At 62.3% G+C, this 20,516-nt stretch carries 23 protein-coding genes and 1 pseudogene; 4 read left to right on the top strand and 20 right to left on the bottom strand.

Annotated elements, in window-relative coordinates; translation table 11 throughout:
- Nucleotides 1–13 precede the first annotated feature (13 nt).
- The gene (locus LDZ28_RS28820; RefSeq protein WP_244831166.1) at nt 14–733 is read left to right on the top strand and encodes a GntR family transcriptional regulator; all 720 of its coding nucleotides are present in this window, start codon (nt 14–16) and stop codon (nt 731–733) included.
- On the opposite strand, the gene LDZ28_RS28815 is transcribed toward LDZ28_RS28820, so the two are convergent.
- The 9 genes from LDZ28_RS28815 to LDZ28_RS28775 form a co-directional block, all read right to left on the bottom strand.
- A complete protein-coding gene (locus LDZ28_RS28815; RefSeq protein WP_244831165.1) occupies nt 730–1,539 on the bottom strand; it encodes a hydroxypyruvate isomerase family protein in 810 nt (269 codons plus the stop codon). The two genes, LDZ28_RS28820 and LDZ28_RS28815, sit on opposite strands and share 4 nt — an antisense overlap.
- Nucleotides 1,539–1,958: a RidA family protein gene (locus LDZ28_RS28810; RefSeq protein WP_244831164.1), complete on the bottom strand. Its 420-nt coding sequence runs from the start codon at nt 1,956–1,958 to the stop codon at nt 1,539–1,541. The genes LDZ28_RS28815 and LDZ28_RS28810 overlap by 1 nt, the downstream gene beginning before the upstream one ends.
- A gap of 12 nt (nt 1,959–1,970) precedes the next feature.
- Nucleotides 1,971–2,738, bottom strand: a complete 768-nt coding sequence (locus LDZ28_RS28805; RefSeq protein WP_244831163.1) for a transporter substrate-binding domain-containing protein — start codon at nt 2,736–2,738, stop codon at nt 1,971–1,973.
- Between the two features lie 75 nt (nt 2,739–2,813).
- Entirely contained in the window at nt 2,814–3,542 is a 729-nt protein-coding gene (locus LDZ28_RS28800; RefSeq protein WP_244831162.1) for an amino acid ABC transporter ATP-binding protein, read from the bottom strand.
- Nucleotides 3,539–4,213, bottom strand: a complete 675-nt coding sequence (locus LDZ28_RS28795) for an amino acid ABC transporter permease (protein ID WP_244831161.1) — start codon at nt 4,211–4,213, stop codon at nt 3,539–3,541. The genes LDZ28_RS28800 and LDZ28_RS28795 overlap by 4 nt, the downstream gene beginning before the upstream one ends.
- Complete coding sequence (locus tag LDZ28_RS28790) at nt 4,210–4,902, bottom strand: amino acid ABC transporter permease (RefSeq protein WP_244831160.1); 693 nt, start codon at nt 4,900–4,902, stop codon at nt 4,210–4,212. Before LDZ28_RS28790 ends, LDZ28_RS28795 begins: the two co-directional genes overlap by 4 nt.
- A 27-nt stretch (nt 4,903–4,929) precedes the next feature.
- Nucleotides 4,930–5,634, bottom strand: a complete 705-nt coding sequence (locus LDZ28_RS28785; RefSeq protein WP_244831159.1) for a substrate-binding domain-containing protein — start codon at nt 5,632–5,634, stop codon at nt 4,930–4,932.
- 16 nt (nt 5,635–5,650) lie between these two features.
- Complete coding sequence (locus LDZ28_RS28780; RefSeq protein WP_244831158.1) at nt 5,651–6,313, bottom strand: aspartate/glutamate racemase family protein; 663 nt, start codon at nt 6,311–6,313, stop codon at nt 5,651–5,653.
- An 11-nt stretch (nt 6,314–6,324) separates the two neighbouring features.
- The gene (locus tag LDZ28_RS28775) at nt 6,325–7,269 is read right to left on the bottom strand and encodes a glutamate cyclase domain-containing protein (RefSeq protein ID WP_244831157.1); all 945 of its coding nucleotides are present in this window, start codon (nt 7,267–7,269) and stop codon (nt 6,325–6,327) included.
- 312 nt (nt 7,270–7,581) lie between these two features.
- Here LDZ28_RS28775 and LDZ28_RS28770 point away from each other — a divergent pair, with 312 nt between their 5' ends.
- A complete protein-coding gene (locus LDZ28_RS28770) occupies nt 7,582–8,424 on the top strand; it encodes a GntR family transcriptional regulator (RefSeq protein ID WP_244831156.1) in 843 nt (280 codons plus the stop codon).
- A 15-nt stretch (nt 8,425–8,439) separates the two neighbouring features.
- Here LDZ28_RS28770 and LDZ28_RS28765 read toward each other — a convergent pair whose 3' ends face one another.
- Nucleotides 8,440–9,774, bottom strand: a complete 1,335-nt coding sequence (locus tag LDZ28_RS28765; protein ID WP_244831155.1) for a PLP-dependent aminotransferase family protein — start codon at nt 9,772–9,774, stop codon at nt 8,440–8,442.
- 94 nt (nt 9,775–9,868) lie between these two features.
- Here LDZ28_RS28765 and LDZ28_RS28760 point away from each other — a divergent pair, with 94 nt between their 5' ends.
- A complete protein-coding gene (locus LDZ28_RS28760) occupies nt 9,869–10,483 on the top strand; it encodes a DJ-1/PfpI family protein (protein ID WP_244831154.1) in 615 nt (204 codons plus the stop codon).
- 25 nt (nt 10,484–10,508) lie between these two features.
- Here LDZ28_RS28760 and LDZ28_RS28755 read toward each other — a convergent pair whose 3' ends face one another.
- The 9 genes and pseudogenes from LDZ28_RS28755 to LDZ28_RS32925 form a co-directional block, all read right to left on the bottom strand.
- Entirely contained in the window at nt 10,509–11,738 is a 1,230-nt protein-coding gene (locus tag LDZ28_RS28755; protein ID WP_244831153.1) for a Gfo/Idh/MocA family protein, read from the bottom strand.
- Nucleotides 11,739–11,786: 48 nt separating this feature from the next.
- Nucleotides 11,787–12,446: a DUF1275 family protein gene (locus tag LDZ28_RS28750; protein WP_244831152.1), complete on the bottom strand. Its 660-nt coding sequence runs from the start codon at nt 12,444–12,446 to the stop codon at nt 11,787–11,789.
- A gap of 159 nt (nt 12,447–12,605) precedes the next feature.
- Entirely contained in the window at nt 12,606–13,895 is a 1,290-nt protein-coding gene (locus tag LDZ28_RS28745) for an MFS transporter (protein ID WP_244831151.1), read from the bottom strand.
- A 221-nt stretch (nt 13,896–14,116) separates the two neighbouring features.
- The gene (locus LDZ28_RS28740) at nt 14,117–14,293 is read right to left on the bottom strand and encodes a zinc-binding dehydrogenase (RefSeq protein ID WP_244831150.1); all 177 of its coding nucleotides are present in this window, start codon (nt 14,291–14,293) and stop codon (nt 14,117–14,119) included.
- Nucleotides 14,235–14,831, bottom strand: coding sequence for a plasmid pRiA4b ORF-3 family protein (locus LDZ28_RS28735; RefSeq protein ID WP_244826213.1), 597 nt, complete (start codon nt 14,829–14,831; stop codon nt 14,235–14,237). The genes LDZ28_RS28740 and LDZ28_RS28735 overlap by 59 nt, the downstream gene beginning before the upstream one ends.
- Nucleotides 14,832–14,838: 7 nt before the next feature.
- Complete coding sequence (locus LDZ28_RS28730) at nt 14,839–16,383, bottom strand: IS66 family transposase (RefSeq protein WP_244826214.1); 1,545 nt, start codon at nt 16,381–16,383, stop codon at nt 14,839–14,841.
- A 51-nt stretch (nt 16,384–16,434) separates the two neighbouring features.
- The gene (tnpB, locus tag LDZ28_RS28725; RefSeq protein ID WP_244826215.1) at nt 16,435–16,782 is read right to left on the bottom strand and encodes an IS66 family insertion sequence element accessory protein TnpB; all 348 of its coding nucleotides are present in this window, start codon (nt 16,780–16,782) and stop codon (nt 16,435–16,437) included.
- Nucleotides 16,779–17,102, bottom strand: a pseudogene (locus LDZ28_RS28720) (IS66 family insertion sequence element accessory protein TnpB); the annotation flags it as partial. The gene tnpB and the pseudogene LDZ28_RS28720, both read right to left, overlap by 4 nt.
- Nucleotides 17,011–18,210, bottom strand: a complete 1,200-nt coding sequence (locus LDZ28_RS32925; RefSeq protein WP_370652270.1) for an NAD(P)-dependent alcohol dehydrogenase — start codon at nt 18,208–18,210, stop codon at nt 17,011–17,013. The gene LDZ28_RS32925 and the pseudogene LDZ28_RS28720, both read right to left, overlap by 92 nt.
- A 98-nt stretch (nt 18,211–18,308) precedes the next feature.
- On the opposite strand from LDZ28_RS32925, the gene LDZ28_RS28710 reads away from it, so the two are divergent.
- The gene (locus LDZ28_RS28710; protein ID WP_244831149.1) at nt 18,309–19,238 is read left to right on the top strand and encodes a LysR family transcriptional regulator; all 930 of its coding nucleotides are present in this window, start codon (nt 18,309–18,311) and stop codon (nt 19,236–19,238) included.
- Nucleotides 19,239–19,261: 23 nt separating this feature from the next.
- Here LDZ28_RS28710 and LDZ28_RS28705 read toward each other — a convergent pair whose 3' ends face one another.
- Complete coding sequence (locus tag LDZ28_RS28705) at nt 19,262–20,512, bottom strand: FAD-binding oxidoreductase (RefSeq protein ID WP_244831148.1); 1,251 nt, start codon at nt 20,510–20,512, stop codon at nt 19,262–19,264.
- Nucleotides 20,513–20,516 lie beyond the last annotated feature (4 nt).

Genomic DNA, 20,516 nt, shown 5'->3' with positions numbered 1-20,516 from the left:
TCAGACGCGGCACATGCTAAAAACCGTCGGCGAAACGCAGAAACTCAAGCCCCGCAAGACAGGCGACGGCGACAACACCAGCGAAGAGATTTACGAACAGATCTACGTCGCACTACTGGAGCATCGGCTCGTGCCCGGCACGAAGCTCGCCGAAGAACGTCTGGCCAGTATCTTCGGCGTGAACCGGGCACGCGTGCGCGACGCGTTGAGCCGGCTTGCCTATGAACAGATCGTCGAGGTGTATCCGAAGAAAGGCTGGTTCGTCGCGAAGCCTTCGGTGGACCAGGCGCGCGATGTTTTCGAAGCGCGCAGGGTGATCGAACCCGCGGTCATTGCGCGGCTCACGCGCAGCATCACGCCTGACAAGCTCGCGCAAATGCGCGAGCACTTGCGGCTCGAAATGGACGCGCGCGAGCGTTCGGACAAGCGCGCGGTCATCCGGCTCTCGGGCGAATTTCACAATCTCGTGGCGACGCTCGCGGGTAACTCGTCGTTCACGCGCAGCGTGCGCGAACTATCGACACTGACGTGCCTCGTCATCCTGCTTTATAACGCGCCGATAACGTCGAGTTGCCGCGCCGATGAACACACCGCTATCGTCGATGCCATCGCCAAGGGCGACGGCGACAAGGCGGCGGAGTTGATGCTGCATCACCTCGATCACATTCAAAGCGCGCTCAATCTGGATGTGGTCGAGGAGGAAGTGGACCTGGAAGCGATATTCAAGCGCTAGGGTGCTTCTTTGAAGGCATCGAGCCACCCGAGCCCCGCAACCGTCGATTCACGAGGCCGATACTCGCAGCCAATCCAGCCTTCGTAACCCTGCGCCCGGATACTCGCGATCAACTCGTTCCACGGCATGTCGCCGGTGCCGGGTTCGTGGCGGCCGGGTGCGTCGGCGAATTGAATGTGCGCGACGTCGGGCGCGTACAACGCGAATTGCTCGACGACATCGAGGCCGCTCATGCGGCAATGATAGGCATCGAAAAGCAGGCGCAACTTAGGTTGCGCGATCTCCTTCATCAACGCGTGCGCCTCTTCGAGGCTGCGCAGAGCATAGCCCGGTACGTCGATCTGATTGAGGCATTCGAGCAGCAGCGTGACGCCGCTATCGCGCGCCGCCTCCGCAGCCCACGCGAGATTTTCGCGCAACGTATCGCGCGCCTGTTCGTCGGACACGCCGCCTGGCGCAAGTCCAGCCATCACGTGAATGAGCCCGCACTTCAGCGCCGACGCGTAATGCAGCGCACGCAACACGCCATCGCGATACCGCGCCCGTTCGCCAGGAATGCATCCGAACCCGTTACCGCCGATACTTCCAGGCGGCGCGGCGGGCGTGTTGATCAGCACTTGCCGAAGCCCCGTGGCATCGAGCGTCGCCTTGAGAATCGCAGGCTCGAACTCATAAGGCGACGCGTACTCGACCGCGCTAAAGCCGTGCTTTGCGGCCGCCTCGAAGCGTTCGAGAAAGGGCAGCTCCGTAAAGAGCCACTTGAGGTTTGCGCAGAACCTGAGCGAAGTACCGTTCGATGTCTGCATCACTTCAGTCCGACGATCAGCTCGACTTCCACCGGCGCGCCATGCGGAAGCTGCTGCACGCCGATCGCGCTGCGTGCGTGGCCGCCGACTTCGCTGCCCAGCGCGTCGATGAGTACGCGCGAGGCCGCGTCGATCACCTTGCCCTGCGCCGTGAAGTCCGGCGAGCAGGCAACGAAGCCGGTCAACTTGAGCACGGCCGCGATCTTCTCGCGCGAGCCGAGCGCGCGCTCCAGCGCCGCGAGACACGCATGCGCGCAAAGCGCGGCCGCGGCTTCGGCGTCGGGCATCGCAATCTCTTCGCCGACCTTACCGCGATACTTCAGTTCGCCCGCCTCGCGCGGAAGCTGTCCGCTTACGAACGCAAGATTGCCGAATAGCCGTACCGGCGTGAGCAGGGTGGAAGCATTCGATGAATTCATGTCACCGCCCTTCTAATAAACGCTGCGCGAAATATCGATTCCGAAATACTTCTTCCAGACCGCGTTGAGCTTGCCGTTCTGAAGATTGCTCGCAACCCACGTATCGAGCCAGCCTTGCATGGCGGCATCGTTTCGCTTGAGGCCGATGGCGAGCGGGTCTTCGGCCACCTGGAACTGATACTCGAAGTTGGATGCGGGGCTCGTCTCTTTGACGGCAAGCGCATCGGCGAGCGCGGCCACGAAGATGCTCTGCTGGCCCGACGACACCGCCGTACGCTCGGTGGCCTCGTCCAGATAGCGGACGATGTTCACGTCCTTCACGCCCTTGTCCTTGATCGCCGCAACGAGATCCAGATCGGCCGTGGTGCCGCGCGCCGTAGCCACCGTCTTGCCGGCAAGACTCTCGACATCCTTCAGCGTGTTCTTGCCCGGCGCGACGACGAAGATCGGCTCGGTGGCATACGGGCGGCTGAAGCCGATCACCTTCTTGCGTTCATCGGTGACGGAGAACGACGCAACGACGATATCCGCCTTGCCCGTCAGCAAGAACGGAATGCGGTTGGGTCCGTTCACGGGGACGATATTCAGCTTCACGCCGAGGTCGTTCGCAATCAGGCGCGCGATATCGAGGTCGGTGCCGGTCTGCACGGCGTTCGCGTCGATCATGCCGTAAGGAGGATGCGTGAAGTCGATACCCACGTTGATGCTGCCGCGCGACTTGATGTCGGCGAGCGTGTCGGCGCTGGCCGCGCTATTAAGCGCGCATAAGGTCAAGGTCATTGCAAGGAATCGGGTCCAGCCGCGCTTCAGGTTCATTTCGCGTGCCTCTGGTTCAAAGTTTGATGAGTAAAAGGGTTACAGCCCGTTGCCTACGAAAACTTGAAGCTCGGCGGTTCTGGGCGCTTCGAGCATCGCGCCGCTACCCGCTTCCCAAACCACGCCGTCGTTCATAAACACCACTTTCTGCGCGACCGAACGCGCAAACGCCATCTCGTGCGTGACGATCAGCATGGTCATGCCATCGCGCGCAAGCCGTTCCATCACGCGCAGCACTTCGCCGGTGAGTTCGGGATCGAGCGCGGATGTCACTTCGTCGAACAGCATCACGGCAGGTTGCATGGCGAGCGAACGCGCAATCGCCACGCGTTGCTGCTGACCGCCCGAGAGTTCATGCGGATACGCCGATGCACGCGCGCCGAGTCCCACCTGATCGAGCACGTGTGCCGCGAGTTCTTCAGCGGCGGCGCGCGCGAGACGGCGCACCTTGAGCGGCGCGAGCGTGATGTTCTGCTTGACGGTCAGATGCGGAAACAGGTTGTAGCTCTGGAACACGATGCCCACGTCGAGCCGCAATGCGCGCAGGTCCACTTCCGTATCGCCGAGCTTGTGCCCGCATACTTCCAGCGTTCCGCCAGTGATGCGTTCGAGGCCGTTCACGCAGCGTAGCGCCGTGCTCTTGCCGGACCCCGAGCGGCCGATGAGCGCGACGACTTCGCCCTTGCGCACATCGAGATCGATACCCTTCAGCACTTCGGTCGAACCGTAAGCCTTGCGCACGCCCTTGAAAGTGACGATGTTGTTCATTGCGTCGAATCCTTGCCGAGTCTCGCACCGAAGCGGCCCATGCGTTCCAGCCGGACACTCATGCGCGCCACGGGATAACAGAGAATGAAATACACGCCAGCCGCGAGCGTGAAGATGACGAACGGCTCGAACGTGGTGTTGTTGACCATGCGCGACGTGTAGGTCAGCTCGCTCATGCCGATGACGACCGCATACGACGTGTTCTTGATGAGCGCGACGACGAAGCCAACTGTCGGTGGCACCGAAATGCGCAGCGCTTGCGGGAGGATCACGTGCACCATGCGCTGCAGATACGAGAGCGCGAGCGACTCTCCCGCTTCCCATTGCGTGGCGGGCACGGCGAGAATCGCGCCTTTCCATATCTCGGCGAGATAGGCGCCGGCGTTGACCGCGAGCGCGACGGATGCGGCAATGACCGGCAACACGTCGAAGCCGAAGAGCCCGATGCCGAAGTACACGACGAACATCGCGACAGGCAGCGGAATGCCCTGCATCACGGTGACGTAGGCGCGGCCGAGCCTCAACGCAATGCCGCGTCCCGACACGAGCAAGAGCGCCACGGGCAAGCCGATGATCGCGCCACCCACCGCTCCCGCGACCGACAATTCGACGGTGGCGAGCGTGCCCTTGAGCATGTAGGCGAGCTGGGCGTCCGTGAGGTTGAAGATCATGAACGTCCTCCGCGCGCACCCGCAAGACCCAGACGCGGAAACATGAACGCGCCTGCCGCAAGCAACGCCCAGCGCAACGCGCTGGCGAGCGCCAGATAAGCGAGCGCGATCACCATGTACGCCTCGAAACCACGAAACGTGATCGACTGAATCAGATCGGCAATGCCCGTGAGTTCCTCCGCCGATATCTGCGACATGATGGAAGTGGCGAGCATCATCAGGATGAACTGGCTCACGAGTGCGGGATACATCTTCTCCACCGCCTGCGGAATCTCGACATGCCACAACACTTGCCGCCGCGACATCGCGAGACACGACGCCGCTTCGATCTGGCCTTGCGGCACCGCTTCCAGCCCCGCGCGCATGATCTCCGCCGTGTAGGCGCTGACGTTGACCACGAGCGCTGCAATGGCTGCCTCGAACGCGGGTACGTGCAGCTTGATCGCCGCGAGCCCGAAGAAAATCCAGAACACTTGCAGCACGAGCGGCGTGTTGCGGATCACCTCGACATACGCGCGAATGGCACGCGAAAGACCGGCGCCGCCATGCAGACGGCCCACGGCGAGCGCCACGCCCAAGGCGAACCCTGGCACGGTCGCGACGATGGTCATGCGTATCGTCAGCCAGATGCCGTAGAGCAGATCGCCCCAGTACTGCTGCAGGAAGCTGAAATCGAATTGATAGTTCATGGCCGGCGGAAGGCTGTGGCTGCTGAATTAATCGAGACACTCGAGGCCGAACTTCTCGTAGGCATCGCGTGCGGCGGGCGAATCGAGTGCGAGGAGCAAGGCTTCGGTTTCAGGCGTTTCGTCGGCACCCGCGAAGGCGGCGATGGAGAAGCACGTGTACGACTGCACTTCCTCGGGCAGCGGACCGGCGATCTTTACGCCCGACACCATCGCAAGTTCGCTGAGTTGTTGAATGGCCACATCCGCATCGCCGCGCGTCACGCATTCGCCCGTGAATCCCTTGGGGATGACGGTCGCGTTCGTGTCGATCTGCTGCGCGATTCCGAGCCGCCCGAGCAAGGTCGCGAAGTAGACGCCGCTCGCGCCGCTGCGCGAATACGCAACGGACTTGGCCGCTAGCAGACAGCGCTTCAACTCGTCGACGGTGCGAAGCGGCGGCACAGACGCATCGCTCGCGACCGCCACACCTATCCCGGTGCGCACGATTGCACGCGCCCCGCGCGGGCTCAGAACACGTTGCGCGATGAGATCGTCGATGGCGGAGGTCACCGCGACCATCACGCTCGCACGCTCGCCACGCACGATGCGTTCGAGCAGCACGTTGGTGGGATCGAACGTCGCGTTCACGGCCAAGCCGTGGTGCCTCTCGAAGGCGGGCAGCACGCTTTCCGTGAGCGCGCCTTTCACGGCCAGCGTGCTCATGAGCGTAAGCGGCCTTGTCTCGTGGATCATCGGTTAGCTCCTTCTCTCAGAGACCAAGGCGGCTTTTGAGCCGCCGCACCGCGCTTTGCGGAGCGGCGAACACGGGAACGCGCACCGCTTCCGTCACCAGCGCCTGCGCACGCGAAGTGGAGAAATGCGCGAGCAGGATCGCGTCGTAGCCATGCAGCTTCGCGGCTTCCTGGGCCACGAGCGCGTTGTGTGCCGATGCATCGCCCGCACGCAGTTTCGTCATGGCTTCGGCGGCCACGAACGTATCGAGCGTCGCTTGCGGATTGATGCGCGCGGCTTCCTCGGCGAACTCGGCTTCCATCGTCGGCACAGCCGGGGCGAAGGTCGCGATCATCGCGAGACGGCTGCCGCAGGCAAGCGCGTCCTGAAACATCGCGTCGTTCGGCTTGCAGACCGGCACCGGCAACTCGCGATCCGCTTTCTCTATGGCCGGACCAAACGCCGAACAGGTCGCGAGAATCGCGTCCGCGCCCGCTTCGTAGCCATAGCGCACGAGATTCACGAAGCGCTGCATCAGCGCCGGCGTGAGTTGCTCGTCCGCTGCGCGCGCGGCCGTGAGACCGTCGTCGAGCAGATTGCTCAAGCGCGCTTCGGGCCAGTCCGCTGCGAACGCGCGATGGATAGGCTCCATCGCGACCGGCGTGGCATGCAGCAATACGATCGAAAGATCCTGTCTCATGGCCCGAGCCCCTAGCGCGCCACGCCCGGCGAAGACGAACGCGCGACGAGCGCCTGAATGCCGTCGATGATCGCAACGTGGTCTTCCAGCGGCAACCGGTCGATGGTCATCTGCAGCTTGCCGGGACGATCCACGCGGCTATCGTCGATGGCCTGACCGATCTCCACGGCCGCCGCCAGCACCTCCTTCTCGAACGCGCCGTTGAAATGCGCGAGAAGCGGCTGTGCCAACTCCGGCTTCAACTCCGCGACCGCGCCGAGCAAGCCATACGCGCCCCAGTTGGCGACGCCAGACACGATCAGATAGTCGGCCGGCGTGCGCGCGGCGATGAGCGGCCCGTTCGGGATGTCTGTTTCGACGATCTCTTTCGGCAACACGCCCATGCCGATCTCATTGCCGCCGTCGCCGATCCCGATGGTCTTCCACGGCGCCTGCCATCCTTCGTCGGCGAAGAGGTAGTCGAGCGCGGCGGTGTCGTCGGAGATATCCCAGCCATGCTCGCGATGCGCGCGCCCGTCGGAGCCGAGCGAACAACGTTCGATGGCGATCAGATGCGTAATCGGATGCTCCGCCGTTTCGAGGCGCCTGCGCAGATCGCGCACGGCGGTGTCGTCGACATCGACCACTTCGAGCGCGACCTTGCCCGGCAACACGCGCGTCACGGCCCATGCGGCCTTGGCGCAAGGCGCATCGGTAATGACAGTCACGCGCATGCCCGCTTCGACAAAACCCGCAGCCAGTTGCGCCATGCCGTTGAGCCCGTCCGTTTCGGGCGAAGGCGGCTCGGCATGACGCACGAAAAATCCGCAGACGATGCCGATATGCGGCTCACGTTGTCCCGCAATGCTCGCGGCGGCGCGCGCCAGATTGCCCTTCGCGAAGGCGACCAGACGGCTGATGTCGCGCCGTACTTTCTGGCCGACGAGCGTTTCGATTCCTTCTATTGCGTCGCTCAACTCGTTCTCCTTTATTGGTGTGTCGTGCACGAACGGCCTGTTCGCAGGCGTGCCAGGGTCCTTCCGGGTCAGCGCCAGAATGTGTTTGGAACCTGGGTCGTCAGTGAAGAAGCCGGGTGCTTCGAATTGCTCGTCGATGAGCAACGACCCAACCTTAGCATGTGAATATACGTCGCGTATACTTTTCAAAAAAATAGTTGTTCACGCGCGCAAGAGCGTTATTGAGCAAGGCGAAGGCGTCATAGCCGACATCCTATATACTTCGCATATACGAAATTGAGCGCCTGCGCCAGGGCGGGAAAACGAGAGACTATGCCGAAGCTGAAAACCGCCGCCGCGAAGACCGCCGGCAGAACCGTGTCGCGCAAGACGTCGGCGAAAGCCGCGCTCGTGTCATCCGACGATCCATCGCAATCGATACTCGATGCAGCCGAACCCGTCGCCGCCGAAAGCTCGATGAGCCAAACCGATTCGGCCGTGAACGCCATTCGCTCGCGCATCATCGATCTGACGATTTCGCCGGGCAGCCGTATAGACGAACCCATGCTGCTGAACGACTTCATGCTCGGACGCACGCCTGCGCGCGAGGCCATCAACAGGCTGGTCGCGGAAGGCTTCGTGAATATCGTGCCCAACCGCGGCGGGACCTTCGTGCGCCGGCTCGACTTCGAGGAGATCGGCGAGATTCTCGTCGCGCATCAGCTAGCCGAGAATATCCTCGCGCAGATGATGCGGTTCGAACCGGGACTGGCGGAAGACCTGACGACGATTCAGACGCAATACGTCACGCAGGTTCAGGCGCGCGCGTTTCTGAACATCACCGCGCTCAACGAGAAGTTCCACATGCGAATGAATCAGGCCGTGGGCAATGGCTTTTTCTATGAGTTTGCGCAATCGACGCACCGCCATGTCCGGCGGCTTTTGGTGCATCTCTACAAGATGGAAGCCGAATCGACGCCCGAAGAGCAGGACCTGCAGTTCGACAGGAACTTGCGTGAGCACGACAAGATCATCGATATCGTGAAGCGCAAGGACCGCGCGGCGCTCGTGAAGTATCTGCCCGCGCATGCGCGAGCGACACAGGACAGGTTCGTGCATCTGCTCAAGAGTCGCAATGCCCCGCCGTTCGATCTCAACGTCAAGCAGTTTCCCTGACGCGCCGGTGCATCTTCAATACGCGTACTCGCCGATCACCCGCCTCACTGTCTCGAGCGAATCGCGCAGCACATCGCGCTCGACGGAACCCAGCGCCAGCCGAATGGCATGCGGCACATGCGGCGAAACCGAATAAGGTTCAGCGGTTGCCACCGAAATGCCCTCGCGCATGAGTGACGCTGCGACCTGATCGGCGCGAACCTCTTCCGCGAGCGGCAGCCACACGAAATACGACGCAGGATGACGGACGCATCGCATGCCCGCGAGGATGTCGGCGGCCATTGCCTGGCGATGCTTCGCGTCGCGACGCTTCTCCGCTTCGAGCCGGCGCACGGTGCCATCGGTGAGCCATTCGCAAGCAATTGCCGTCATCACGCCCGGCGTGTTCCAAGTGGTCGCTCTTATAGCGCGTTCAATCGCTTTCATGGCGTCGGCGAATGCCACCACGAAACCCACGCGCAAGCCCGTCGCGACGCTCTTCGAAAGCCCGGAGACATAGACGGTCGACTCCGGTGCGAGAACGGCCAGCGGTGCGGGAGGATCGTCGACGAGGAAGGCGTATGCGGCGTCCTCGATGATCAAAAGCCCGTGCTTTCTTGCAATCGCCACGAGTTGCTTGCGACGATGCGCGCTCATCACCCAGCCAAGCGGATTGTGCAGCGTGGGCATGGCGTAGACCGCCCGCACGCGGCGCCTTCTGCATAAGTGGTCCAGCGCATCCAGATCAGGCCCGGAGCCGGCCGTTGGAATCGGCGCGAGTTCGAGCCCGTGCGCCTCGGCCAGTACCTTGAAGCCGGGATACGTCAATGCATCGGCCGCGACGACATCGCCGGGACGAAGCAAGCCCACGACGGTCGCCGCGAGCCCCGCTTGCGCGCCGTTGACGATGGACACTTCGTTCGCGCTCACCGCAAGCCCGCGCGCCTTCAGATGTCGCGCCACGATTGCCCGTTCATGCGGACGGCCACCGTGAGGCTGGTAACGAAGCAGACTTTCGAGATCGCCCGAAGCGGCGAGCTGGCGCAAGGCGTTGCGCAGCAACTCGGCCTGACCCGGCAGCGACGGATAATTAAAGTTGAGATCGATCATGTCCGATCCCAACACGTGCTGATCGACGCCCAGGCCCGGCGGCAGCGAGATTTCCCGCACGAAAGTGCCGCGCCCGGTCTCGCCGCGCACGAGGCCCATGGCTTCGAGTTCCGCATAGACGCGCGACGCCGTGACGAGCGCGAGGCCCTTCGTGGCCGCAAGCTGGCGATGCGTGGGCAGGCGCGTGCCTGGGCGCAAACGGCCCGCGCGGATATCGGCGGCCAAGGAATCGACGAGCGTCTTGTAGCGGGGCTGGGCCATGCGAAGATGTATCCATGACAATTATTTGATTGTAATGGACTCCAGGTTTAGCATCGGCTCATTCGATCATTCAAACGCTCAACGGTGCGCCATCATGCATATCGCCATTCTCACGTTCGAAGGCTTCAACGAACTCGATTCGTTCATCGCGCTGGGCATTCTCAATCGCATCAAAAAGCCACACTGGCGCGTGTCGATTGCGACACCCGAAACGCGCGTGAAGTCGATGAACGGCGTGGTAATCGAAGGCCACATTTCCCTGCGCGAGGCGAGTGACGCGGATGCGGTCATCGTCGGAAGCGGATTGCTGACGCGCGAAGTCGTCGCCAATGCAGCGCTCATGGCGCAGATGCGGTTCGATCCGGCGCGGCAGTTACTCGGCGCGCAGTGTTCGGGCACGCTCGTGCTGGCAAAGCTCGGGTTGCTTGGGGGCGTTCCCGCTTGTACCGATCTGACGACGAAGCCGTGGGTCGAGGCAGCCGGCGTCGATGTGTTGAATCAGCCGTTTTTCGCGAACGGCAATGTGGCAACCGCTGGCGGCTGTCTTGCTTCACAGTATCTGGCAGCTTGGGTTATTGCGCGATTCGAAGGCGTGGAAGCGGCCGAAAGCGCGCTGCATTATGTGGCCCCTGTGGCCGAGAAAGAAGACTACGTTGCGCGCGCCATGCGCAATATCACGCCGTACCTGGCGCTCTCGCCTACGCTTTGATGTGCGGCGAGAGCGCTTCGAATCTTCAAGCGCTCTCGGCCACCGCAATCGGCCGCCCTTCTCGCGCCGACCGATAAATCGCCTCCATCAACACCTGATCGCGCAGACCTTCTTCACCCGGTGTGTCGGGCTGGCGATCATCGCGCACGCACTGCGCGAAGTGGTCGATTTCAAGCACGAACTGATCCTTGAATTCGAGCCGCTGCTCTTCGATCACTTCGAAATCGTCCTTGCGTCGCGCAATGCGCATGCGCTGTCCCTTGTACGCAAACGCGTTCTCGATATCGATCCAGCCTCTTTCCATACGGATACGCATATCCTTCGATTCATGCGCGCCGTAACTGCTTGCGCATTGCGCAATCGCGCCCGACGGAAAGCGTAACGTGAACGCGATTGTTTCCTCCACTTCCCGATAGCGTTCGTCATCGGCGGGATTCACGATCTGCGCATAGACCTCGACGGGTTCCTCGCCGAGCACATGACGCACGCCATTCAAACAGTACAAGCCGATATCCGGCAACGCGCCGCCGCCCGCCAGGGCCGACCTCAAACGCCATTGACCGCCGGGACCTTGCACCTGCGCATTGGTCGCCTCGATGATGCGCGCCCTTCCCAGCTCGCCCGATCGCACGAGCTTCATCGCCGCACTGTTGAAGACTTCGAATTGGCAACGGTAAGCCACCATGAGCTTGACGCCCGCCTTCGCGCAGGCGTCGATCATCTGGCGCGCCTCGTCGGCGGTGTTGGCCATCGGCTTTTCGCATAGCACATGTTTGCCGGCCTTCGCTGCTGCAATGACGTGCGGCAGATGCAAGCCGTTAGGCGTGACGACGTATACCGCTTGAATGTCGGGATTGTCGGCGAGACGCGACATGTCATCGTAGCCAAGTACGGCCGCTTCGTTCACGCCGTATTGCGCGGCAACCGCCCGCGCCTTGTCTGGACTGCCCGACACCAGCCCCGCAACCCGCGCGTGCTTACTGTTCACGAACGCCGGCAAAACCTGTTCGAGCGCCAGACGTCCCAGACCGACGATTGCAAAGCCAACACGTTTGTCCGGCGATGTCGGTGCTGGCGGCGGAGGCGATGGCTTGTCCGCATCGCCCTTCCAGTTCGGGAACTCGACCTTGCCGTCCTTGACGCTGCCCACGTCGATCTCCGCGGGCGCTTGCCATTCGCCGGATGCGGGCAGCTTCGGGCCATCGGCGGTGCCGGGGCCGGTGACGGAATAGGGAGTCGTATCGTTGCCAGACATGAGTAGTTTCTCCATCGTTGAACGATTGCTGGACGAATCGAACAGCAATCAATGCGCGAGCCGTTCCGCGTGCATGGTGCTGCCATACACGGTCGCAGTGAGTGCGCAGACGAGTGCGGCAAGCGCAATGGCCGCCAGCGCACCAGGGCCGAACAGAATATTCAGCACCGTGCCCGCAGCTGCGCCGACGATCCACGATATCCAGCGCAGCATGCCGAGCGCAGCTGCGCCGAACTTGCGGCTAGCGAGTTGCCTGCCGACGCTGATGAACGTACCCGTAATGAACGTGACGCCCGGCTGATCGGCGAGCGCCTGATTGATCGCGCCCATGCCTGCCGCGACGAGACACGTCGTGAGCGGCGAGAACTGCTCGCCCGTGAGCGGCACGGCGCAAGCGAGAAGGATTGCGGTGAGCGTGAGGGACAGGGCGGCGCGCCATCGGGGAAAGCGCGTTCCAAGCCACGCGGCAAGCGTCGTGAACGCAAGAAAGCACGCGATGACGCAGATGAGCGGAATCGTCTTTTCGACCGCGCCTTGAACAAGCGACTGACTCAGCTTGGTGGAATTGCCGGTCATATAGACCGCGAGCCATTCCTTGCTGTGAAGCATGACGAGCGCATCCGTGCCGCCAGCGATAGCAACGAGCACGAAGACCGGAAGAGGCGAAAGAGCGAGCCGTTCGAGTATCGAAGAATTGGGTGAAGGCAAGGCGATGCTCCGTGACTGGCGGCATGGCGAAAGCGGTGCTCCGCGATGCAGGTGCGCGTGACGAACATCGTTCGCCAGGACCCTTTGCCTTGAGCATCGGGCGCAAGATCGATGCCCGACGCTTACCAGTCAGCTTGGCTTCTACCTTCGTTGACTTCTTCAGACTGGCGCGCCACGCAGCCGCATGACTTGGGTTTCACGCACGGCGACCCACAAGATCAGCATGCCGAGTGCCGACAACGCGCTTGCGAGAATGAAAGCCGACGAGTAACCCGCGCCGTACTGAATCAGAAAGCCGGTAATGCTCGGCGAGAGAATGCCCGCGAGATTCGCGAGCAAATGTACGAAGCCGCCCGTTGCGCCAATGCGATCCCGCGGCACGATGTCCTGCAACAGCGACCAGCACGCTTGCGGCGTCATGAAAGCGAAGAGACTCGCCACCGCGATCAACGCGACGGCAGGCGCAAGCGAACTCACGCGCGACACCAGCAACACGCAGATTGCCGCCACGCCAAGTCCCAGAATGATGACCGTCTTGCGCGCGAAGAGCACGTTGCCGGTCTTCTTGTAGAGCGCGTCGGAAATAATGCCGCCGAGCACGAAGCCCGCCGTCGCGCCGAGCCACGGCAGGATGCCGATCACGCTCATGTGCTTGATGTCGAGATGCTGATAGTCCGTGAAGTAGCTCGGCAACCAGGACAAGAAGAAGTACAGCACATAGTTGAACGCGAAGAACGCGGCAGCCACGCCGAGCACCGGCAACGACAGCAAATAGTGCATCACGCCCGCTTGCGAGCCTGCTTCAGCGGAACTTTCCGCGTGATGCGGCACGAGCCTGTCGCTCGCGATATGCGCGGCTTCCTCGCGCGTCACGGCAGGATGATCTTCCGGATGATCGCGAAAGCACCGCAACCAGAACGCAATCCACACGAAGCCGAGCACCGCGATCACGACGAAGGAGATGCGCCAGCCGAACTGCAAAGCGACCAGCCCGACGATCGGTGCGGCAATGGCGGCGCCCAACGGCTGACCAGCGTTCGTGAGACCCACGGCGCGGCCCGCTTCACTGCGCGGGAACCAGTTCGAGATCGACTTGTTGGTCGTCGTGCCCATTGGGCCTTCGGCGACACCGAACGCGACGCGCGCCACCATCAGCGTGGCGAAGTTGCCCGCGAATGCCGTGGCGCCGCAGAACAGTGACCAGAACGCGGCAGCAATGGCGAACACCTTGCGCGGACCAAACTTGTCGGCCGCCCATCCGCCGATAAAGCAGAACACGCAGTATCCGATGAAGAAACTGCTGAACAGCACGCCGAGTTGCGCGTCGTTGATATGCAGTTCGCTCTTGACGAGCGGTGCGACCACGGAGAGCGCCGCGCGGTCCAGATAGTTGAGCATGCCGGCAAAGAACAGCAGCGCGGCGACTATCCAGCGGTAGCGGAATCGCATGTCTTCTCCTGGGGGTGCTATCGAAGCGCGTGAGCAATGCGCGCACGCGAGACCTGACGACGAATCTGTAAAGATACGTCATCATACAAGTCAGTTGCTTGCCTCGCGTCCGTGAAAACCCTACGAACCGCCGGTTTCATGCGGTCCTTCGCACACAGAATGCTTTCCTTACATAGCGCCAAAAGGTGCATTACGATTGACTAGTTGTACGACAACCGGCATCAAGTGGCGTCTATCACCACTTTTCCAAAGTGGCCACCCGATTCGAGATAGGCATAGGCTTCCTGCGCGGCATCGAAGGGAAAGACGGTAAGCGTCAAACCTTGGCCGTCTTGACGATCAGAATTTGATCTCTGAGAGCCGCTGGTTTGCAAGCGCGAGATCGAAGGCGCCGGCATCGAAGTTGCCGCCACACCATTCGAGGAAGTGGTCGTGTTCCTCGTGCGCTGAATCGCCGATTGCTTCGAGGAAGGCGGCATATCCCGGCACGCCGCCAACGTCCTCCGGCGGACATGCGTTCTGTCCGTCGAGGCATAGCGGCTGGCGCATGTCTGGATCAGGCACGAGGGCCTTCTCGACCTTGATCCGATGCTGCCAGTTGTCGCCGTAGTCGTAGATGTAGGTGAACGACCTCAATCCTCCCAGCGCCTTGGCCAGCGTGACCCGTGCTTCATTTAGCATGGGCGGATCGCTCTGGAAACCGAAGTCATCCGGTTCGCCATAGTTGGTTTCGCCGAAGACGAATTCATGCAGGTGGCCTCCATCCCAGCCCATGGCCAGCAGCAGCACGACATGCAGCTTGCCCAGGCGGATAGAACCAGGAACGATGATTCGTCGCCAGATCGCAGGCTTGATGTACTTCAGCTCAACGCGCAGCACGTAATCGGGCACTGGCGACTTGACCAGGCGCACAGCGGGTTTGCGGGTTTGGACCATCGAATAATTACGCGGCTTGCTGTTCGACGTGTTCGGCTGGCATCAGGCGCCACGGCAGCAACTCATCGATGCGGTTGATGGGATGGTCGGCGATGCGCTCAAACACCGTGCGCAGATAGGCAAACGGCTCGATACCGTTCAGGCGCGCCGTACCGATGAGGCTGTAGATCACGGCCGCGCTTTGGCCACCGCCATCGGAACCTGCGAACAGATAGTTGCGCCTGCCCAGAACCAGCGGCCTGATCGCGCGCTCCGCCGTGTTGTTATCCACTTCGACGCGCCCGTCTTCGCAATAGCGTGTAAGTGCGTGCCAGTGCCCCAGCGAGTATCTGATCGCCTTCGCCAGTCCCGACTTCGCCGAGACCTGTGACAGCGTGTGTTCAAGCCAGGCCTTCAGCTCAGTGAGCAATGGGGCGGATCGTTGTTGACGCGCAGACAGGCGCAGGTCCGGTGTTTGACCGCGAACCTCGCGTTCGACAACATATAGCGCCCCAATGCGGCGCAGTGCTTCTTCGGCAATCGGTGAACTGTCCAGCTTGTACAGGTCGTAGAATTTGCGCCGGGCATGCGCCCAGCATCCGGCCTCGATGATCGTGCCGTCACGATACAGGGCGTCGTACCCGCTGAAAGCATCTGCCTGCAGAATTCCCGTATAGCCCGCCAGATGTTCCCGAGGTCGCTCACCTTTGCGGTCGGGTGAGTATCTGTACCAGACTGCTGGTGGCGCGCGGCTTCCCGCTGGGCGGTCATCGCGCACATAGGTCCACAGACGCCCCGTGCGCGTCTTGCCACGCCCCGGCTCCAGCACAGGAACGGGCGTGTCGTCGGTATGGATCTTGTCTGCGTCGAGCACGTAACGACCGTGTGCATCGGACAGCGGCTGCAGCAGCGCGGCTCCTTCGCGCACCCACGACGCCAGTGTTGCCCGGTCCAGTTCGATGCCCGCGCGGCGAAAGATGCCGGCCTGCCGGTATAGCGGCGTATGGTCAGCGTACTTCGCGACGACGACCTGTGCGAGTAGTCCGGCACCCGCCATCGATCGCGCTATCGGTCGCGAAGGCGCTGGCTCCTGCACCACTGCAGCACAGCGCGGACAGCTTAGCTTGGGACGTACGTGACGTAGCACCTTGAAGTAACCGGGCACATAGTCAAGCACCTCCGAGACGTCTTCACCGAGCGCGCGCATCTGCTTGCCGCATTCCGGGCATCCGCAATCGCCCGGTGCATGAACAACAGTTTCCCGGGGGAGATGGGCAGGGAAGCGCCGTGGCTTGCGACGCAGCGGAACAACGTCCGTTGTGGCCGATGTATCCGAAGTCGTGTCGGCATCGGGCACCTTCGCCGTTGCGACGATGGCCGATTCTGGAGCGGCAAGCTCACCGAGCGCGAGCTGCAGCTGGTCCATCAATTCGGTCATACGCTCCGATGAACGGCCATACTGCCATCGCTTCAGTCGCGAGATCTCGGCCAGCAACTGCGCGATGGTCTCGTCACGCGAGGCAACGATGCGCTTGAGGGCGGCAATGTCGTCGGGCAGATGGCTGGCTGGCATGCATGCCAGTGTAATTGAAGACCGTGCGCTTGTGGACTCCCACACCCTGCGTTACGCCGCGTGCGTCGGCTGCCACGTCCGTTCTGGATGTCGCCAGTCAATCCCCTCGAGCAGCATCGACAACTGCGCCGCAGATAGATGGACTGTTCCCGAGTTCGCCTGTGGCCACACGAAGCGTCCGTGCTCAAGTCGCTTCGCGTACAGGTTCATGCCGTCGCCGCTCCACCATAAAATCTTGATGAGGTCACCGCGACGCCCACGAAAAAGGAAGATGTGACCTGAGAAGGGATCACGTCCCAGTGTCGATTGCACCAGCCCGGCAAGTCCATCCATGCCCCGGCGCATATCGGTAACGCCCGCTGCCAGCCATACGCGGGTACCGCTGGGTGGAGCAATCATGCTGGCATCAGGCAGCGCAGCACGAGGCGCAACTGCACTGGATCGACCATACCCGTGACGCGCACACGGGCACCGTTCAGTTCGATCTCGATGCCCGACGCTGACTGTAGGCTCTCGCGATGTGGCTCGACCGGCTGCAGTGCCAGTGACGCCGGCGCGCTCTGCTCGTCTGTCGGTGCTTCAGGTAGCGCAACTGGCAGCAACACCGCCGTGCTGTGCGCCACCTCGTCAAACAGGCCCGCCCGCAGTTGCCGGCGCCACTTGAACACCATATTGAGATTCAGCCCGTGCGCCTGCGCGAGCTTCGCTACCGAAATACCCGGCTCGCTCGCCGCAACGGCAACTTGCCGTCGGTACTCCGGTGCGTAGTTCGGTCGGCCCTTGCGGCTCGATGGTCTCGCACTCCTTGCGTCCAAAGTAGTCCCCACCACTTGAAGTAACGGGTATCACTTTGTACAACGGCTTCAGGTCTGTCCATGCGGCCATGAAATAACGCTTACGAAAGACGCGATCGATCACCGGTTCGATTCGGGACTGTGCGAGGGCCTTGACCGCATTGGCGAGATTGGCCGTCGAGCCAGTCTGATTACCGACAATGCGCAAGGTCTTCACCATGACCTTGAGCAAGGGCATCTTCGTTTCCTCGCCGCCTATCAGCCCGACGACGAAGATCGTTCCACCGATTGCCGCCGCGTTCACCGAGCGCTCGAAAGTCGCCACGCCGACGGTTTCCACGACGAGATCCGCGCCACGCCCTTCCGTGGCTTCGAGCAACGCGACGTCCCACGCGGGCGTGGTCCGGTAGTTGATGATGACGTCCGCGCCCAGCTTGCGCGCGCGGGCGAGCTTCTCGTCCGATGAAGACGCGATGATCACGCGCGCGCCCGCCGCCTTGGCAAGCGGCAGCGCAAACAGACTCACACCGCCCGTACCCAGCAACGCCACGGTGGACCCCGGCCGCACATTGCCCGCGACGATGGCGTTCCATGCGGTCGTCGCGGCGACTGGCAAACTTGCGGCCTGCACGAACGGCATGGCAGCGGGAATGGCGACGAGCGCGGTAGCGGGCACGACCGCATATTCCGCGAGCGAGCCCGGCATGGTGACGCCGCGAAGACGCTCGCCGTTCGCTACCGTGAGCGGTCCTGCAGCCCAATCCACGATCATTCCGGCGATCACGCGATCGCCCGCCTTCCAGCCTTTCACGCGCGATCCGACCTCGACGATCTCGCCCGCGCCATCCGCACCCGGCACGAAGCTCGCGTCCACGTTGCCGAAGCGCGCGTTCGCCACCATGAGATCGAGATAGTTGAGTCCCGCCGCGCGAATGCGGATGAGCACTTCGTCGCTTTCCGGTACGGGCTCGAGTGCGTTATCGGTCAACGTCAATTCGTAGGGCTTGCCTGCCTTCAGTCGATACGCTTTCACGGTGCGCTCCTTTTTCGTTAAGCACAGAGGTCATGCTAACGAAGACGCGCCTCTATAATCGACCCATACTGCATAACATTCGTGCATGGGGTGCATCAATGAACGGCATCGAAACGGATCAGGTTCAGGCGTTTCTCGCGGTGCTCGCGACCGGGAGTTTTACGGCGGCAGGCCGCCAGTTGGGGCGCGACGGCTCGGTCATTTCCCGACGTATCGCGGAACTGGAAACGCGTCTTGGCATTCGTTTGCTCGAACGGTCCACACGCCGCGTATCGGCGACGGAAGCAGGCACGCGTTATCGCGATCGCGTGCGCGAAGCGTGGGACGTCATGCGCGATGCGGAAGACGAAGCGCGCTCGCAAGCTGCGACGCCGCGCGGACTCTTGCGCATCAGCTTGCCCGCAGGGTTCGGGCGCATGTGGATTGCGCCGCGCATGCCGGAGTTCCTTGCGCGCTATCCTTCGCTCGATGTCGAATGCACGTACACGGACCGTTATGTCGATCTGATCGAAGAACGTTTCGATGTAGGCGTGCGTATCGGCAAATTGGAAGACAGCCGGCTTGTCGCGCGGCCGCTTGCGACCATGCGGCGCTTACTGTGCGCATCGCCGGATTATCTCGCCGCGCGCGGACGTCCCACGAAGCCCGAAGACCTGATGCGCCATGAATGCATCGGCTTTTCGCGGCTCTCCACGCATCCGGTATGGCATCTGAAACGCGACGACATGCACCGCGCCATTCGCATCAACGCGAGAATGACGACCGATGAGATCGATGCCGTGCTGCATGCGGCACGCGCGGGCGTCGGCATCATGTACGGGACGGACTGGCTCGTCGGCCGGGAATTGCAGAGCGGAGAGCTGGTGCAAGTGCTGCCCGGCTGGAAGGTGGACGCGGGCGAACAACTCAGCGTGGTGCGCGCGTCTTCCAAGCATGCGGCCGCGAAAACGCGTGCGTTCATCGACTGGGTGGTGCAATCGTTCGAGACGCCGCCGTGGGGGACTACGCGCAGACGTCGAGCGAAGTAAGACGCGCGCGGCGGCAGTATCGATTATCTAAAGCGGTCCGCGGAGAAGCGCTCGATTGCGCCGGGGCTCTTGCCGTGAATCAATCGCGCGACCATGTCGCCCGTGGTTCCCGCCAGCGTGATGCCGAGATGCTGATGCCCGAACGCGTAGATCACGCGCTTGTCCGCCGAAGATGGTCCGATCACCGGTAAGTAGTCCGGCATGGTCGGCCGGATACCGAGCCAGCTACTGGACACGGGCGCTTCGATATCCACGTTGCGGCGGATGCTTCGTTCGATGAACGCCGTGCGCGAAGGGTTCAACGGTGACTTGATCCCGCTCAACTCGATAGTCCCCGCAGCACGCAGCCGCAGGTCCCGCAACGGCGTCATATAGAAGCTCGACTCAACGACGCAAGTCGGCCGCGTGAACATCGGCTCATCCAGTTGGAACTCGACGTGATAACCGCGCTCCGCGCCAAGCTGGATGGAATCGCCCATTTGCGCCGCGAGCTTCGCGGACCATGCGCCGCCCGCAATCACCACTCTGTCGGCGTGTCGCGTTTCGCCGGCAGCGGAACGCAGGCAGATGCCCGCGGTGCTGCTCGAAATATCGCTGACCTCCATGCGTGCGTAACGCTTCTCGTCGATCAGCGGTTTGGCCAGCGCCTGCACGAAGCCTTGCGGATCGACGAGATGGCACGCGGCAGGAAATAGCACGCCGCCCACCGTGCGCTGCTGCATGGCGGGTTCCAGTTGCGTGAGTTCGGCCGCGCTTATCACCTCTTGACGAATGCCGAGCAAGCCACGCAGTTTGATATCGCCCGCGGCGCGCTCGAACGCTCCTTGCGTGCGATAAGAGTAGAGACAGCCATCGCGCCGAATGAACGACTCAGCATGTGGATTGTCTTCGAGAAGCGGCGCATATCCCTCGTGCGTACCATGCAGCAACGACGCAAGCGCTTCGCTATTGGCGACATAAGCGCGCCGGTTGCATTGCCCGAGAAACGCAGCGAGCCATCCCGCATAGCTTCCCAGGCGCGACCAGCGAATGGAAAGCGGCGAGTCCGCGCCGAACAGCAAGCCGGGAATGTCGCTCCAGATTTTCGGCTGCGGCACGGGCGTGCATGCGTAGTCCGCAATGGTGGCCGCATTGCCGAACGAAGCGCCGCCCGCTATCTCGCCCTTATCGACGAGCATCACGTCGAGACCCGTTCTTCGCAACCACAGCGCGCACGCAACGCCGACCACGCCCGCACCGATCACGATGACTTCGCGTCTTCCCTCACCCGACATGACT

Source organism: Caballeronia sp. TF1N1 (assembly GCF_022878925.1).
In the GTDB taxonomy this organism is placed as follows: domain Bacteria; phylum Pseudomonadota; class Gammaproteobacteria; order Burkholderiales; family Burkholderiaceae; genus Caballeronia.
Note: the sequence above shows the minus strand (reverse complement) of the source record. Positions and strands in the feature narration are given on the sequence as shown.

What these genes read in the sequence shown, in the direction of transcription:
- LDZ28_RS28820 (WP_244831166.1), top strand. Translation starts at nt 14, where the DNA reads ATGCTAAAAACCGTCGGCGAAACGCAGAAACTCAAGCCCCGCAAGACA.
- LDZ28_RS28815 (WP_244831165.1), bottom strand. Translation starts at nt 1,539, where the DNA reads ATGCAGACATCGAACGGTACTTCGCTCAGGTTCTGCGCAAACCTCAAG.
- LDZ28_RS28810 (WP_244831164.1), bottom strand. Translation starts at nt 1,958, where the DNA reads ATGAATTCATCGAATGCTTCCACCCTGCTCACGCCGGTACGGCTATTC.
- LDZ28_RS28805 (WP_244831163.1), bottom strand. Translation starts at nt 2,738, where the DNA reads ATGACCTTGACCTTATGCGCGCTTAATAGCGCGGCCAGCGCCGACACG.
- LDZ28_RS28800 (WP_244831162.1), bottom strand. Translation starts at nt 3,542, where the DNA reads ATGAACAACATCGTCACTTTCAAGGGCGTGCGCAAGGCTTACGGTTCG.
- LDZ28_RS28795 (WP_244831161.1), bottom strand. Translation starts at nt 4,213, where the DNA reads ATGATCTTCAACCTCACGGACGCCCAGCTCGCCTACATGCTCAAGGGC.
- LDZ28_RS28790 (WP_244831160.1), bottom strand. Translation starts at nt 4,902, where the DNA reads ATGAACTATCAATTCGATTTCAGCTTCCTGCAGCAGTACTGGGGCGAT.
- LDZ28_RS28785 (WP_244831159.1), bottom strand. Translation starts at nt 5,634, where the DNA reads ATGATCCACGAGACAAGGCCGCTTACGCTCATGAGCACGCTGGCCGTG.
- LDZ28_RS28780 (WP_244831158.1), bottom strand. Translation starts at nt 6,313, where the DNA reads ATGAGACAGGATCTTTCGATCGTATTGCTGCATGCCACGCCGGTCGCG.
- LDZ28_RS28770 (WP_244831156.1), top strand. Translation starts at nt 7,582, where the DNA reads ATGCCGAAGCTGAAAACCGCCGCCGCGAAGACCGCCGGCAGAACCGTG.
- LDZ28_RS28765 (WP_244831155.1), bottom strand. Translation starts at nt 9,774, where the DNA reads ATGGCCCAGCCCCGCTACAAGACGCTCGTCGATTCCTTGGCCGCCGAT.
- LDZ28_RS28760 (WP_244831154.1), top strand. Translation starts at nt 9,869, where the DNA reads ATGCATATCGCCATTCTCACGTTCGAAGGCTTCAACGAACTCGATTCG.
- LDZ28_RS28755 (WP_244831153.1), bottom strand. Translation starts at nt 11,738, where the DNA reads ATGTCTGGCAACGATACGACTCCCTATTCCGTCACCGGCCCCGGCACC.
- LDZ28_RS28745 (WP_244831151.1), bottom strand. Translation starts at nt 13,895, where the DNA reads ATGCGATTCCGCTACCGCTGGATAGTCGCCGCGCTGCTGTTCTTTGCC.
- LDZ28_RS28740 (WP_244831150.1), bottom strand. Translation starts at nt 14,293, where the DNA reads ATGCCGGCGCCTTCGATCTCGCGCTTGCAAACCAGCGGCTCTCAGAGA.
- LDZ28_RS28735 (WP_244826213.1), bottom strand. Translation starts at nt 14,831, where the DNA reads ATGGTCCAAACCCGCAAACCCGCTGTGCGCCTGGTCAAGTCGCCAGTG.
- LDZ28_RS28730 (WP_244826214.1), bottom strand. Translation starts at nt 16,383, where the DNA reads ATGCCAGCCAGCCATCTGCCCGACGACATTGCCGCCCTCAAGCGCATC.
- tnpB (WP_244826215.1), bottom strand. Translation starts at nt 16,782, where the DNA reads ATGATTGCTCCACCCAGCGGTACCCGCGTATGGCTGGCAGCGGGCGTT.
- LDZ28_RS28710 (WP_244831149.1), top strand. Translation starts at nt 18,309, where the DNA reads ATGAACGGCATCGAAACGGATCAGGTTCAGGCGTTTCTCGCGGTGCTC.
- LDZ28_RS28705 (WP_244831148.1), bottom strand. Translation starts at nt 20,512, where the DNA reads ATGTCGGGTGAGGGAAGACGCGAAGTCATCGTGATCGGTGCGGGCGTG.